The 13,493-nt window shown below is 69.7% G+C and carries 13 protein-coding genes; 4 read left to right on the plus strand and 9 right to left on the minus strand.

The window, feature by feature from the left end; genetic code table 11:
- Window position 1 precedes the first annotated feature (1 nt).
- The 5 genes from GQ57_RS05120 to GQ57_RS05145 all read right to left on the minus strand — a co-directional run bounded on the left by GQ57_RS05120 (window position 2) and on the right by GQ57_RS05145 (window position 4,090).
- The gene (locus GQ57_RS05120; RefSeq protein ID WP_031397575.1) at window positions 2–1,405 is read right to left on the minus strand and encodes a DUF1800 domain-containing protein; all 1,404 of its coding nucleotides are present in this window, start codon (window positions 1,403–1,405) and stop codon (window positions 2–4) included.
- Window positions 1,406–1,874: 469 nt separating this feature from the next.
- Window positions 1,875–2,378 (minus strand): periplasmic heavy metal sensor, encoded by a 504-nt coding sequence (locus GQ57_RS05125; protein WP_031397576.1) that lies wholly within the window; start codon window positions 2,376–2,378, stop codon window positions 1,875–1,877.
- On the minus strand, window positions 2,375–2,797 hold the full coding sequence (locus GQ57_RS05130) for a hypothetical protein (protein ID WP_034197282.1): 423 nt from the start codon (window positions 2,795–2,797) through the stop codon (window positions 2,375–2,377). Before GQ57_RS05130 ends, GQ57_RS05125 begins: the two co-directional genes overlap by 4 nt.
- Entirely contained in the window at window positions 2,794–3,558 is a 765-nt protein-coding gene (locus GQ57_RS05135; RefSeq protein WP_081896594.1) for an RNA polymerase sigma factor, read from the minus strand. The genes GQ57_RS05130 and GQ57_RS05135 overlap by 4 nt, the downstream gene beginning before the upstream one ends.
- Before the next feature lie 232 nt (window positions 3,559–3,790).
- Window positions 3,791–4,090, minus strand: a complete 300-nt coding sequence (locus tag GQ57_RS05145; RefSeq protein WP_031397580.1) for a YXWGXW repeat-containing protein — start codon at window positions 4,088–4,090, stop codon at window positions 3,791–3,793.
- A 320-nt stretch (window positions 4,091–4,410) separates the two neighbouring features.
- Here GQ57_RS05145 and GQ57_RS05150 point away from each other — a divergent pair, with 320 nt between their 5' ends.
- The gene (locus GQ57_RS05150; protein ID WP_031397581.1) at window positions 4,411–6,102 is read left to right on the plus strand and encodes a purple acid phosphatase family protein; all 1,692 of its coding nucleotides are present in this window, start codon (window positions 4,411–4,413) and stop codon (window positions 6,100–6,102) included.
- Window positions 6,103–6,286: 184 nt separating this feature from the next.
- On the opposite strand, the gene GQ57_RS05155 is transcribed toward GQ57_RS05150, so the two are convergent.
- Entirely contained in the window at window positions 6,287–6,640 is a 354-nt protein-coding gene (locus GQ57_RS05155) for a TonB family protein (RefSeq protein ID WP_152601635.1), read from the minus strand.
- Between the two features lie 275 nt (window positions 6,641–6,915).
- Here GQ57_RS05155 and yddG point away from each other — a divergent pair, with 275 nt between their 5' ends.
- On the plus strand, window positions 6,916–7,860 hold the full coding sequence (gene yddG / locus GQ57_RS05160) for an aromatic amino acid DMT transporter YddG (protein ID WP_034197283.1): 945 nt from the start codon (window positions 6,916–6,918) through the stop codon (window positions 7,858–7,860).
- Window positions 7,861–7,914: 54 nt separating this feature from the next.
- Here the strand turns inward: yddG and GQ57_RS05165 are convergent, their stop codons facing one another.
- Window positions 7,915–8,547 (minus strand): LysE family translocator, encoded by a 633-nt coding sequence (locus GQ57_RS05165; protein ID WP_031397584.1) that lies wholly within the window; start codon window positions 8,545–8,547, stop codon window positions 7,915–7,917.
- A 126-nt stretch (window positions 8,548–8,673) separates the two neighbouring features.
- Window positions 8,674–9,570, minus strand: coding sequence for a LysR family transcriptional regulator (locus GQ57_RS05170; RefSeq protein WP_034197284.1), 897 nt, complete (start codon window positions 9,568–9,570; stop codon window positions 8,674–8,676).
- A gap of 314 nt (window positions 9,571–9,884) precedes the next feature.
- Between GQ57_RS05170 and GQ57_RS05175 the strand changes: the two genes are divergently transcribed.
- Window positions 9,885–10,727, plus strand: coding sequence for a sulfite exporter TauE/SafE family protein (locus GQ57_RS05175; protein ID WP_034197285.1), 843 nt, complete (start codon window positions 9,885–9,887; stop codon window positions 10,725–10,727).
- A gap of 355 nt (window positions 10,728–11,082) precedes the next feature.
- Here GQ57_RS05175 and GQ57_RS05180 read toward each other — a convergent pair whose 3' ends face one another.
- Window positions 11,083–12,033, minus strand: coding sequence for a LysR substrate-binding domain-containing protein (locus tag GQ57_RS05180; RefSeq protein WP_034197286.1), 951 nt, complete (start codon window positions 12,031–12,033; stop codon window positions 11,083–11,085).
- 109 nt (window positions 12,034–12,142) lie between these two features.
- On the opposite strand from GQ57_RS05180, the gene GQ57_RS05185 reads away from it, so the two are divergent.
- Window positions 12,143–13,468: a D-serine ammonia-lyase gene (locus GQ57_RS05185; RefSeq protein WP_034197287.1), complete on the plus strand. Its 1,326-nt coding sequence runs from the start codon at window positions 12,143–12,145 to the stop codon at window positions 13,466–13,468.
- Window positions 13,469–13,493 lie beyond the last annotated feature (25 nt).

The following is a 13,493-nucleotide window of genomic DNA, read 5'->3' on the forward strand; positions in this document are numbered from 1 at the left end:
GTCATCTCCGTTGAAAGTCGGGCGATACGAGCAGCAGCGCGAGCGACGTGGTCGCGCTTTCGGCGCGAGACAGCGCGGTCGCGGTCGGCGCGCTCAACGAGCCGGCGAGCAGCGTGTTGCCGAGCGTGCGCGGGTCGAGCCGGTCGCCCGTGCGCGCGGCCAGCCGCTGTGCGAGTTCGACGCGACGCACGAGCGCGTCGGGCGCGGCCCAGCTCGCGGCGACGTCGTCGTAGCCGGCCGGCGAGCCGGGCCGCCACACGGGCTGGCCGAGCTGCGTGAGCAGCGGCGCGGCCTTCAGGTTGCCCAGGTCGTCGGTCGTGCGCCAGCCAAGCCCGCGCAGCGACGACACGGCCCATTCCCACGGCGTCTTGAACTTGCGGTTGACCGGCGCCCACGCGTCGGGCGCCTCGACGAGCGCGCGATAGACGGTCGGCAGGTCGCCGCCGCTCGCGTCGAACGCGCGGGCCAGCCGGTCGGTCAGCGCGGGCGGCGGATTGTCGGCGACGAAGTGACGGGCGAGCTGGAACGCGATGTGCCGCCCGGTCGCCTCCGAACGCGCGAGGTCGTGCAGGATCGCGCGCGCCTGCGCCTCGCCGGGCTGGTCGTAGCTGCGCCCCATCACGGTACGCACGCCGGGCTCGTGCAGGTTCGGGCGGAACACGAAGGCGCCGGGCGCCGCATCGCCCGGCTGCGGCCCGCGGCCGCCGGCAATGCTCCAGCCGGTCAGCGCACGCGCGAATTCCGTCACGTCGGCTTGCGTGTAGCCGGTGCGCACGCCGAGCGTATGCAGTTCCATGATTTCTCGCGCGAGATTCTCGTTGAGCCCGCGCCGGGCCGAAGGATTGCGTGCCTCGGCGCGCAGCGCGGCCATGCTGTCGGGGCCCACCGAGCGCGCCTGGTCGAGGAACAGCTGCATCGCGGGATGCTGCTCGACGGCGACCAGCATGTCCTCGAAGCGGCCGAGCACGTGCGGGCGGATCGCGTCGCGTTCGAACGCGCCCGCGTAGGCGGCCACCTGCCCCTTGTCGACCGATACCGCGAAGTGATTCGCCCAGAAATGGACGAGGCGCTCGACGAAGGGCGCAGGCGTGTCGAGCGCGCTGTTCAGCCGCGCGGCGACCGCGCTGCGGTACGTCTCGTTGCCGTCGCGCCGGATCGACTGCTCGGTCGAGCGTTTCGTCGCCGGATCGTCGCCCGTCATCGCGTTGCGCGCGTTCGCGAAGCGCGTCGCGAGCGTCACCGCGTCGGGCTCGCCGGCCCACGCGGCCGGCCGCGCGTCGTAACGGTCGAACTGGGCGACGAGCGCCGCCTTCGGGTCGGCCGGCGGCGTGTCGTCGGCCCGCGCGCCGAGACCGAAGCGGTTCAGCGCGATGGCGGCCGGGGTGATGTCGTTCGGGTGATCCATGGCGAAGGCTCTCAGGATGCGTACCCGTGTTTAACGTCGGCCGGGCGAAAATCCGTCGCTGGCATCACGAATATTTCGGCGTCCGTCGTACACCGCGAGAAGGATGGCGGCACGCATTGCCCGGAAATTGCCCGGGGTCCGGCACGGATTCGCCGACACCGCAACGCGCGTCAGCGCCGATAGCCGATAGCCGGCCCGACGGGCATGTCAGGCGGGACGTCGCGCGGCGATCCTTGCGAAGCATCTGCCTGTCGCGACTTCAATGGACCCGAATATGGCGTGCGCGACGCGATCTCCGCCCGGATGCCCGCACGCCGGGCGTGCCGGTTGCGTCGCGGATGGCTGCTGCGTTGCGACGCTTCGATGAAGCGTGCCGGCAACGATCGACGGCCGGCGCGGCGTTGCCCGCACGCGCCGCCGGTTCGAACGATACGCAAGCGCCACGCACGCGCAATCGCGCGGCGCTCGCCTACTGGCTGCCCGCTTCGCCCGGCTTCTTCTGCGCCTTCGGCGGCAGCCGCCAGTTGCCGCTGCGCCGCAACCCGTCGACGAACTTCGCGCGTTCGTCCGGCGTCAGCGTCACCGCGAAATCCACGACACCGCGCTCGACCTGCGCCCGCAGCGCGGTATCGGCCGCGCGCGTGCGGTCGAGCGCGGCGTCGATCGCCGTGCGATCGAGCTGCGACGCGGCGAGCAGGTCCAGCACGGTGATCCGTCCGTCGCGCGCTTCCCGCGCGAAATCGCGGCCGTCCTTGCGCGCCGCCTTCAGCGCGGCGGCGAATTCCTGCTGGCGCGCGTCGGGCAATTCGTCCGCGGCGAAACGCAATGCGGTGCGCGACGCCGGCGCGCCCGCCACCCGCGAATCGCGATGCGTCGAAAACCACTGATAGGCGCCGCCGCCGATCGCGCCGAGCATGAATACGTTCAGCACGACCGAGCCGACGAGGATGAATTTCCAGCCGCGTTCGCTCATTCGTTGTCGCTCCAGTCCACGCTCGGACCGCCGAACGTCGTTGTCAGATAACCCGGCTCGTGCTGCGACGACGGTACGCTGCCGAGCATCAGCATCGACACGGCCACCGCGCCCGCGAGCGCGCCGGCCAAGCCCACCCCCGCGAACGCCGCGCCCGACCACCACACCGCGCCCCGCCGCCGCGCACGGCGCGGTGCGGGCGCGGTCGCGACGATACGCTCGACGAGGGCCGGCGCGGGCGGCGCGACCGTATCGTTGGCGAGCCACGCATCGAGTTCGGCCGCTTCGTCCAGCGCGGCCAGCGCTTCGCCGGGGTGCGCGCGCGCCCATCCCTCGGCGGCCGTGCGCTCGTCGTCCGGCCAGCGCCGCGCATCCGAGCCGTACGCGGCGACGATGGTGCGAAATCGTTCGGGTGTCATCGGATGTCCTCGCTAGGTGAGTCGCCGGCCAGTTGCGCGCGCAGGTTTCGCCGCGCGCGCGCGAGCAGGCTTTCCAGCGCGTCGACGGTGATCCCCATCAGGTTGGCCGCCTCCACGTTCGACAGGTCCTGATAGTACTGGAGCACGAGTGCTTCCCGCTGTCGCGCCGGCAACGCCGCGAGCGCCTGCCGCACCCGCGCGTCGCGCGAGCGGTGCTCCGCGCGCGCGGCCGGCTCCGGTTGCGGATCGGGCACGTCGGGCAACACGTCGACCGGCTCCTCGCGGCGGCCGCGCAAGCGGTCGTAGCACAGATTCAGCACGACGCGATGCAGCCACGTGTCGAACCGCGCCTCGCCCTCGCGCCAGCCCGGCGCCTGTTTCCAGATTCGCAAGAACGTCTCCTGTGCGACGTCCTCGGCTTCCGTGCGGTCGCCGAGCATGCGCGTCGCGAGCGCGAGCAGCCGCGGCAGCTTGCGCGCGACGAGCAGCCGCACGGCCGACGCGTCGCGCGCCCCGACCCGCGCCACCAGCACCGCGTCCGGATCGCCTTCGCTCAACGCGGGGCGCGCCATCGCGTCGCGCGTCTGTGCCGAGGCGCGATCGCTGACGCGCCCGCCGGCAGACTGAAGCTCATCGTCACGCTCTCCTTGCATGCGTCGCGCCATCACCCGACCCTGCCGTACCGGCGGTTCGGGATCGCAGCACGCATCGCGCACGGCTTCGGCAAGATCCGTTTCATCGGCATCCGTTTCAGGTCGCATATCGATCGTGCACCGGCCCCCCGGTCGCGCAAGCGGCGGCCGGCGCGCTCAATATACGACGACCGGCGCGGGCCGGTAATAGGCCGGACGCGCCGGCACCACGACGCAGCCGGTCAGCACGACGGCTGCGGCGCCCCGTATCGCGACGATTCGAAATGGCATGGCTGCGACTCATGACGTTGCGGGAAGAACCCGCCGCACGGGCACTGCGTGCCGTGCGGCGGCATACACGTCAGGCCCAGTGGCCCGGCACCCAGCGCCACGTCGGCCCGCGCGCGTCCCAATGTCCGGGCACCCAGTGATGGCCGACGCGAACCAGTTGCCAGTGCCCCGGTATCCAGACGTAGCGGCCGTGCCGCCAGTGCCAGTGGCCCGGGTCCCATTCGTAGCCCGCGCGCGGGGCCGGCATCACTTCGACGCGCGGTGGCGGCGGCGCGTAAGGCGCGACGATGACGGCCTGCGCGAAAGCGGCCGACGCCGCCAGCGCGGCCACGCATGCCGCGGCAAACCGCAATGGAGCAGAAAGCTTCATGAAAGACTCCAGAGTCACGGATATCGGCCGGAAGCGGCCGTTCATGCGTTAAACGTCGCGGCCGATCGAAATCCGTCGCGGCGCCCGCAAAAAAATTCGACCGGACCCGATGTGCCGCGCCACGGACCGGATGCCGCGACGCGCCGGCGCGCGCAGGTGCCGCCGCTCGCACCGGGTTGCCGTGCTGTCACAACTTGGCAAAACTGCCTGCGGACAATGCGTGCCACCGGGATCCCGCTCGTTTCCGGCTCACGCCCCGGCCGCGCGCCTATGGCCGGGCGGTTCCACATCTCGCGTCTCCACTAACGAAAACACCGACCATGTCGAACCAGGACAACAATCACAACCCGAACCCGACGAACGAGCCTGCCGCGTCCGTCTCCCGCCGCGGCTTTCTGAAACTCGCCGGCGTATCCGGCCTCGCGACCGCCGCCGGCGGCCTGGCGGCCGCGCGGGCCGCCGCGTCGAACCCGGACGGCACGCCCGAACAGGTCCATCTCACGTGGGGCAACGACCCGACGTCGGAAGTCGTGATTTCATGGGCCTCGCTCGCTTCCGCCGTCAATCCGCGCGCACGCATCGTCGCCGACGGCGAGCCGGCGCGCACCGTGCACGGCGTCCAGCGCCTGTACACCGACGGCCTGAACGGCGAGACCGTGTTCGCGTACCACGCGCGCGTGCACGGGCTCAAGCCGAACACGCGCTACCGCTACGAGATCACGGCCGACAACGACAGCAACGCCGCACAGCCGTTCTCCGCGAATTTCTCGACCGCGCCGCGCGGCCGCGCGCCGTTCCGTTTCACGAGCTACGGTGACCTCGCGACGCCGAACGGCGCATGGGTGCTGTCGTCGCCGCAGAGCCGCTTCGCGGTGCAGGCCGTCGAACAGTTCCAGCCGCTGTTCCACCTGCTGAACGGCGACCTCTGCTACGCGAACCTGAACCCCGCGCACCAGCCCGAGGTGTGGCGCGATTTCGGCAACAACAACCAGACGTCGGCCGCGAACCGTCCGTGGATGCCGTGCCCCGGCAATCACGAGATCGAATTCAACAACGGCCCGCAGGGGCTCGACTCGTATCTCGCGCGCTATACGCTGCCGGAGAACGGCACGCGTTTCCCGGGCCGCTGGTACAGCTTCCGCGTGAGCTCGGTGCTGTTCGTGTCGCTCGACGCCGACGACGTCGTGTACCAGGACGCGGCCGCCTTCGTCGGCGGCCCCGCGCCGCTGGTGCCGGCCGCGAGCACGGGCCGCCCGCCGATCGAGCCCGGCACGTCGTTCTACGTGCGCGGCTACAGCAACGGCGAGCAGACGCGCTGGCTCGAACACACGCTGCGCCATGCCGCGCATGACGACGACATCGACTGGATCATCGTGCAGATGCACCAGGACGCGCTCAGTTCGTCGAAGACGGGCAACGGTTCCGACAAGGGCATTCGCGAGGCGTGGCTGCCGCTGTTCGACCGCTACGGCGTCGACCTCGTGCTGTGCGGCCACGATCACGACTACGAGCGCAGCTACCCGGTGCGCGGCTGCAATCACCGCGCGGGCGTCGACGCGTCGACCGGCGAAGTCGTCGAGACGCTTCAGCCGCGCCCGGTCGGCACGACCGATCCGGACCGCACGAAGTTCGACACGAGCCACGGCACGATCCACCTGATTCTCGGCGGCGGCGGCACCAGCGCGCCGCTCGACGTGTACGGCGAGAATCCGGCGACCGGCTTTGCGCAGGCGAAGGTGTTCACGAAGCCGAACCGGCCGGTGCCCGGCACGGCGCCGAACACGTTCGTGCGTCAGCCGGCCGATGCGCTCGAGGATGCGATCTGGTCCGCGCGCCGCGATACGGGCACCGGCTACGGGATCGCCGTGTTCGACCACGACCCGGGCAAGCCGGGCGGGAACACGACGATCACGATGCGCTACTACCACGCGCCGGGCGCCGACCAGCAGCCGACCGCCGACTATGAACTGTTCGAGACGATCGAGCTGAGCAAGAAGCGGTCGGAACGCTGATCGGGCGGACGCCCGTTGCTTCGGCCGCACCGCGCGCGGGACGCGCGGCGTGCCGGGGCGGTCGGAATGACACGGTGCGCGCAATGGCGAACGACGGTCGGACGTGCGCCGCGCCGCAACGCGGCGCCGGCTGACGGCGCAGCCTTCGCTGCCTGCCCTTGAAAACGCGATACGCGCCGGCTTGCTACCTCAACGAGAAGTTGGCCACCAGCTTCATGCGAATCGGCTGCGCCCCCTCGTCCGCGACACAGTGGATAGTCTTGAATGCGGCGGTGACCGCGTCGTCGAGTACCGCGTGCCCGCTGCTCTTCAGCACCGTCACGTCCGACAGCGTGCCGTCCGGCAGCACGACGCCGCCGACCGTCACCTCCCCGCCCTGGCCCGCGCGACGCGCTTCGGCGGGATACGCGAGGTTGCGCAAGTCGAGCCGCGTGCAGCGGGCGACCTCCCGCGCATCGACATAAGGTGCATCGGCGCGCGCGGCGCCGGCAAGCATCGTCAAGACGGCGGCTGACACCATCAGCATCGGGCGATTCACCCTGGCTCCTCCGGATCGTTGTGGTTCGTGTCGCGCGACTGGATGCGCGACATGTCATTGCAGCTGCGTGACTATACCGCGACGCGCAGTGCGACGACTCGCGCCCGACTGCGGCCTCGCACGCCCGTTCGCCGCCTCCGTCGCGGCCCGGTCGCCGTCGCCCCGTTAAACTATGCGTTTCCGCAGGCACCTGCCGTATCGCATCGCGATCGCGGCGCCGCGCGGCGGCACCGAACCATCCGGGATCGGACCGGCACTTGAAACAGGCAGGACGCATGAATCGCAGGAATAAGGCAACGCTCACCGGGCTCGGCGCCGTGTTGTTGTGGGCATCGGTGGTCGCGCTCGTTCGCGGCGTCAGCGAAAGCCTCGGTGCAACCGGCGGCGCGGCGATGATCTATACGGTGGCCTCCGCGCTTCTGCTGCTGACCGTCGGCTTCCCCGACCTGAGCAGGTTTCCGAAGCCCTATCTGATCTGGGGCGGGCTGCTGTTCGTCGCGTACGAACTGTGCCTGTCCCTCGCCATCGGCTATGCGCACACCGGCCAGCAGGCGATCGAAGTCTCGATGGTCAACTATCTGTGGCCGAGCTTCACGCTCGTCGCGGCAATCGTGTTCAACCGGCAGCGCGCCAGCCTGCTGGTCGTGCCGGGCGTCCTGCTGTCGATGCTCGGCATCTGCCGGGTGCTCGGCGGCGAGCGGGGCCTCGATCCGGCCGGCATGCTGCACAACGTCGCGGACAATCCGCTGAGCTACGGCCTCGCGTTCTTCGGCGCGCTGCTCTGGGCCAGCTATTGCACGATCACCGCGCGCCTTGCCGACGGCAAGAACGGCGTCACGCCGTTCTTCATGCTGGTGGCGCTGGCGCTCTGGATCAAGTTCGCGGTCGAAGGCGGCGGCGGCATGACGTTCAGCCTGCATGCGGTCGTCTGCATCGTGCTGGCGGCATCGGCGCTCGGGTTCGGCTATGCGGCCTGGAATACCGGCATCATGCACGGCAACGTGACGGTGATCGTCGGCGCGTCGTACTTCACTCCGGTGCTCGCCGCCCTGCTCGCCGCCACGCTGCTGCATGCGCCGCTGTCGATCGAATTCTGGCAAGGCGCGTCGATGGTGTGCGGCGGCTCGATCCTGTGCTGGCTCTCGACGCGCAGCCGGCGCCGCGAGAAAGCCGCGCCCGTTCAGGTCGCCGGGCGCGCGCAGGGCAACTGCCCCGAGTAAGGCGGCCGGGCGCCGTCGACGGAACACAGGTCGACAGCACCGCCCGCGCCCGCGCTAGCTGCGCGATTCCAGCGCGATACGCGCCGCGAGCCCGGCCAGCACCGTCCCCATCAACCAGCGCTGGACCAGCGCCCATGCCGGCCGGCCCGCGAGGAAACCCGCGACGGCGCCGGCCATGCAAGCAATCAGCGCGTTCACGCTGACGCTCACCGCGATCTGCACGCAGCCGAGCGCCAGCGATTGCGCGAGCACGCTGCCGTGCCCCGGCGCAATGAACTGCGGCAGCAGCGACAGGTACATCACGGCGATCTTCGGATTCGCGAGGTTCGTGACGAACCCCATCGCGAAAAGCTTCGCGCGGCTGTCGGGCGGCAGTTGCCGGACCTGGAACGCCGAGCGGCCGCCCGGCTTCAGCGCCTGCCACGCGAGGTACGACAGGTACAGCGCACCGGCGAAGCGCAGGACATCGTATGCATACGGCACGGTCAGCAACAACGCGGTGATGCCCAGTGCCGCGCACACCATGTAGAACACGAACCCCAGCGCGACGCCGCCGAGCGACACCAGCCCGGCGCGGCGGCCCTGGCAGATCGAGCGCGAGACCAGATAGATCATGTTCGGCCCCGGCGTCAGCACCATGCCGAGCGATACGAGCCCGAACGCAAGCAAGGCGGATAGTGTCGGCACGGGAATCTCCTTCGGGGTAACGCAGTCAACGGGGCGAGGTGCGAACAATATATTGCATCCCGACCGTCATCATCATGAATAAACTGCAAGCCCCGCATGCATGCCGTTCATCGCGGCGGCCGTGCGTTACCGGCTCTTTTTCGCGCGCGTCCGGAGCGCCTTCGCCGCGTTCGCGCGCTGCAGCTCGACGAGCCGGACGAACGCGTCGGTCACCGCGTTGCCGGCGGCATTCCACGACAGCCGCACGGAGCGCTGCAGCCTTGGCGACAGCTCCAGTACATGGCCGCCGAACGGCGTGTACGTGAGCGTGATGCGCGGCACGATCGACACGCCCATGCCGGCCTCCGCCATCGACAGGATGGTGCGCATCTCGACCACGTTGAACGCGGCCCGCAGCGGCGCGCCGCAGCGCGCGAAGTAATCCGCGATCACCGGCCCGCAGCCCGCCTTCGAAAAAATGAACGGCGCCGCGGACAACTGCTTCGCCGATACGCGCTTGCGACCGGCGAACAGGCCGTCGGCCGCCACCGCGACAAAATCCTCGTCGAGCAGCGGCAGATCGTGCGCGAACGTCTTCGTGCCGGCCACCACGCCGATGTCGGCCGTACCGTCCTCGATCCACCCTTCGACTTCGCTGTCCGTGCCTTCGAGCAGCACCGCCGACACGCCCTGGTGCATCTCCTTCAGCGCCTCGAGCGCAGGCACGACGAACGCCAGCGACACGCTCGGCAGCGACGCGACCACCAGCTTTCCCTCGAGCTTGCCGCGCGACAGGCTGAACTGCTGGCGCAGCGTCTGCGCCTCCCGCACCACGCTCTGGACGTACGGCCACAGGCGTTCGCCCGCCGCCGTCAGGACGACCGGCTGCCGGTCGCGCCAGAGCAGCTTGACCTGCGTGAGCTCCTCCAGCTCGGTCAGCGCATGGCTGATCGCGGATTGACTGCGGCTGAGCCGCTCGGCCGCGGCCGTGAGCGACCCGAGTTCGACCACGGCCGCCAGTGCCTGCAACTGGGCAAGCGTCATTGCATCTCCTTGTCTGATGGCATCTACATCGTGCATGAACTGGCTGATCGTCATGAATTATATTGAACCGGTGCGACGATCGTTCGGACGACCTTCACCGCGCTCGGCAGCCGGATCGAATGCCGCCGCGACGCTCAGGTAAGATGCGTCCTCGAACCGCCGCGTCGACGGCATGCGCGCCCGGCCGCACGACGGGCCGCGCCATGCGACCGGATGACCGGCCCGAGCCGGACCACAACGAATGCGTGCGTCACGCACGCGAGCGCAACGGGCGCCGTCGAGCGCGCCCGGCGCCGGATATGCCGCGACAAGCCATGATTCATTTCAATCTGACTGAAGGGGTGCTGGTCTCCAGCCTGCAGGGTCTCACGGCGCTCGACCTGGCCGGTATCGCCGTCGCGCTGTTGCTGGGCGGCATGGCGAAGGGCATCACGGGCATCGGCGTGCCGCTGATCGCGATGCCGATACTCAGCCAGTTCCTGCCGATTCGGCATGCGGTGCTGCTGCTGTCGATGCCGATCATCCTGGGCAACATCCCGCAGGCGCTGGAAGGCGGCCAGGTGCTGGCGACGGCGCGCAAGATCGCCGCGCCGATCGCGGGCACGGTGATCGGCAACATCGCCGGCGTGGCGATCCTGCTCTCGCTCGATCCCGGTCACGCGCAAGCGGCATCCGGCGCGCTGCTGATCCTGGCGGCGGCGCTGATGCTCGCCGCACCGAAGTTGAACCTGCCGGATGCATGGCGCAAGCCGGTCGGCTTCGTACTCGGCTTCGGCGCGGCGCTGATGGAAAGCATCGCGTCGGTTCCCGGGCCGCTGCTCGCCACCTACCTGATCTCGTCCGGTGCGACCGGGCGGGCGTTCACGAAGCAGATCGCGATCATCCTGGTGGTGTCGATCGTCACGCTGATCACGACGTTCAGCGGCGCCATGCATGCGAGCGGCGCCGACCTCGCGATCTCGGCGGCCGCCAGCCTGCCGGCCATCGCGGGCATGTGGCTCGTTCGCCCGCTGCGGGACAGGATGTCGCCGCGCCTCTTCAGGAGGGTCGTCCTGCTGTTCGTGCTCATCGCGGCGTCGCAGATGATCTGGAAGTCGGGCGTGTTCCGGCACGGCGGATCGCACGCGCCCCAAGCGGGCAGCGCGCACACCGGATAACCGCCCGCTGTCCCGCATGCGTTCTGAAAGCTGCAAAGCGTAGTATTCGCGAACCCGGCGTATCGCCCCGCCCGACGGCGCGACGATACGCGAACGACTTTGCTGCTCGCACGCGGCGCCTCATCGGCGCCGCCACGTTTTCAGAGGCACGAAATGGAAACCTATGTGTTGCTCGGCTGCGGCTTCGGCCTTGGCCTGTTGATCGCGATCTGGGGCATCTGGCAGCTCAGGTAACGCTTGCCGGCGCCGTCCACGCGCAAGGCGTCCGTATGCAGACGGACAGGAAAGCGCAGGCAGCATGAGCGACTTTAGCCGAATCGCTTCGCACTCCGATTAAACTCCCCTGCCGCACAGGCTACCCGCGCAGCCTGCGGTCCACATGCAGCCGCGATCGGGCTTCGTCGAAACGCGCGCACGCGTCCTTCAGCCACGCCGAAAAGGCCGCGGTGCGCGGATCGTCGGGATTGCGCGACAGCAGCATGTAGCGCGCCGGCGCACGCACGTGCGTACCGAACACATCCACCAAGCGTCCGCTCGCAATCTCGTCGTGCACCAGCGCGGCGCGCCCCATCGCGACGCCCTGATGATTCAGCGCGGCCGTGATCGCCAGGCTGGAGAAATTGAATTGCGGGCCGTCAAGATGCGCGAGCCATGCGGGGCGAACAGCCGCCAGCCACGTGCGCCACTCCACGAACTCGGGTGCGCCGCCCCACGGCGCGGCGTCGTGCAGCAGGACGACGCCGTCCGGCGAGGTCCCGTCCGCAAAGGACGGATGCCGCGCCAGATAGGCGGGCGTGGCGACCGGGAACAGGGTTTCGTCGAGGATGGCCTCGGCATGCAGCCGGTCGTATTGCCCCGGGTCGTAGCGCACCGCCACGTCGATGTCGCCGGTCTCCATCGACTGACGATCCAGCACCTGGAACTCGGCCTGCATGCGAACCGGCACGTTCGGCTGTCGCAGATGGAATTCGGACAGGCGCGGCATCAGCCATTGCAGCGCGAACGACGGCAGGCAACTGACCTGCAGCGGCGCATCCGGCGTGTCGAGCGCCTGCAGCGTGCGATGGATGTCGACGAACGCGCTCGACATCGTCGCGAGCAGGATCGCGCCCTTCCCGGTCAATTTCAGCCCGCGCGCCTGGCGCACGAACAGCGGATAACCCAGCCGGTCCTCCAGATGCCGGATCTGCTGGCTCACGGCGCTTTGCGTCAGGTTGAACGCCTGCGCCGTCTTCGTGAAGCTCAGCAGCCGGCCGGCCGTTTCAAAGCAGAGCAACGCCCCCAGGATCGAACCGTCGAGTCGCATGAATATAAGTCCGGCTAATACATGGATTAGAAATCGGCGCTGTCGCGCAAGCAGCGGAAATCGTAGCATTCCAGCCAGTTATCCGGACTTTCCGACGCAAATTCGATCCATGACCTTCACGCTCCAACCCGCCGGTCTATTAGCAGACCTTCAATCGCTCCGCCCGCTGCTGTGGCTGAATCCTCATGCCGGCAGCCCGTTGCCGCCGGACGCGCCGGCGCTCGCCGCCATTGCGACGGCCGAGGCGCGGCTGGCGCGCTGCGAGCCGCTGCTGGCCGAACTGTTTCCCGAACTCGCGGCGAGCGGCGGAAAAATCGAATCGCCGCTGATGCCGGCGGACGCCCTGCAGCGCAACCTGTCGCACCCGGCGGATCCGCACGGCGCCTGGTTCATCAAGCGCGACGACGCGTTGCCGGTCGCCGGTTCGATCAAGGCGCGCGGCGGCTTTCATGAAGTGCTCGCACTCGCGGAGTCGCTCGCGATCGGGCACGGGCTGCTCGAACCGGACGGCGACCGCCGCGTTCTCGCGTCCACGGCCGCACGCGACCTGTTTGCCGCGCACACCGTCATCGTGGGCAGCACCGGCAATCTCGGCCTGAGCATCGGCGTGATGGCCGCCGCGCTGGGCTTCGAGTCGATCGTTCACATGTCGACCGACGCGAAGCCTTGGAAGAAGGCGCGCCTGAGAACGCGCGGCGTCCGCGTGATCGAACACGACGGCGACTACGCACAGGCCGTCGCGGCCGGACGAGCGCAGGCGCTCGACGGGCCGCGCAGCCATTTCGTCGACGACGAGGGTTCGCCGCTGCTGTTCCTCGGCTACGCGGCCGGCGCCCGGCATCTCGCCGCGCAGCTCGCCGCGGCCGGCCGCCGCGTGGACGCGGCGCATCCGCTCTTCGTCCATCTCCCGTGCGGCGTCGGCGGCGCGCCCGGCGGTATCGCGTACGGCCTCAAGGCGCTGTTCGGCGAGCACGTCCACTGCTTTTTCGCCGAACCCGTCGCGTCGCCCTGCATGCTGGTCCAGCTGGCCGCCGGCCCCGGGCGGCCCGTGTCCGTCTACGACGCCGGGCTCGACAACCGGACCGAGGCCGACGGCCTCGCCGTCGCCCAGGCGTCGCACCTCGTCAGTCCGCTGATGGCGTCCCTGCTGTCGGGCGTCTTCACCGTCAGCGATGCGCAGCTCTACGCGCAGTTGCTCGCGGTTCGGCACGCGACGGGCGTGGAACTGGAACCGTCGGCCGCCGCGGCCGTCGCCGGGCCCGGCTGGCTGACCCGGTCGCAGGCCGGCCGCGACTACGTGCGCCGCCACGCGCTCGACCTCAGCCGGTCGACCCACGTCATCTGGGCGACGGGCGGCTCGCTCGTGCCGCCGGAGGAACACCGCCGTTTCCACGCGCATGCGACCGCGCTCGCCAACGCCGCGCCCGGCGCGTGACGGCGTTCAGCGGCGCGCCTGCCCC

This window comes from Burkholderia sp. MSh2, assembly GCF_000731655.1.
In the GTDB taxonomy this organism is placed as follows: Bacteria; Pseudomonadota; Gammaproteobacteria; order Burkholderiales; family Burkholderiaceae; genus Burkholderia; species Burkholderia paludis.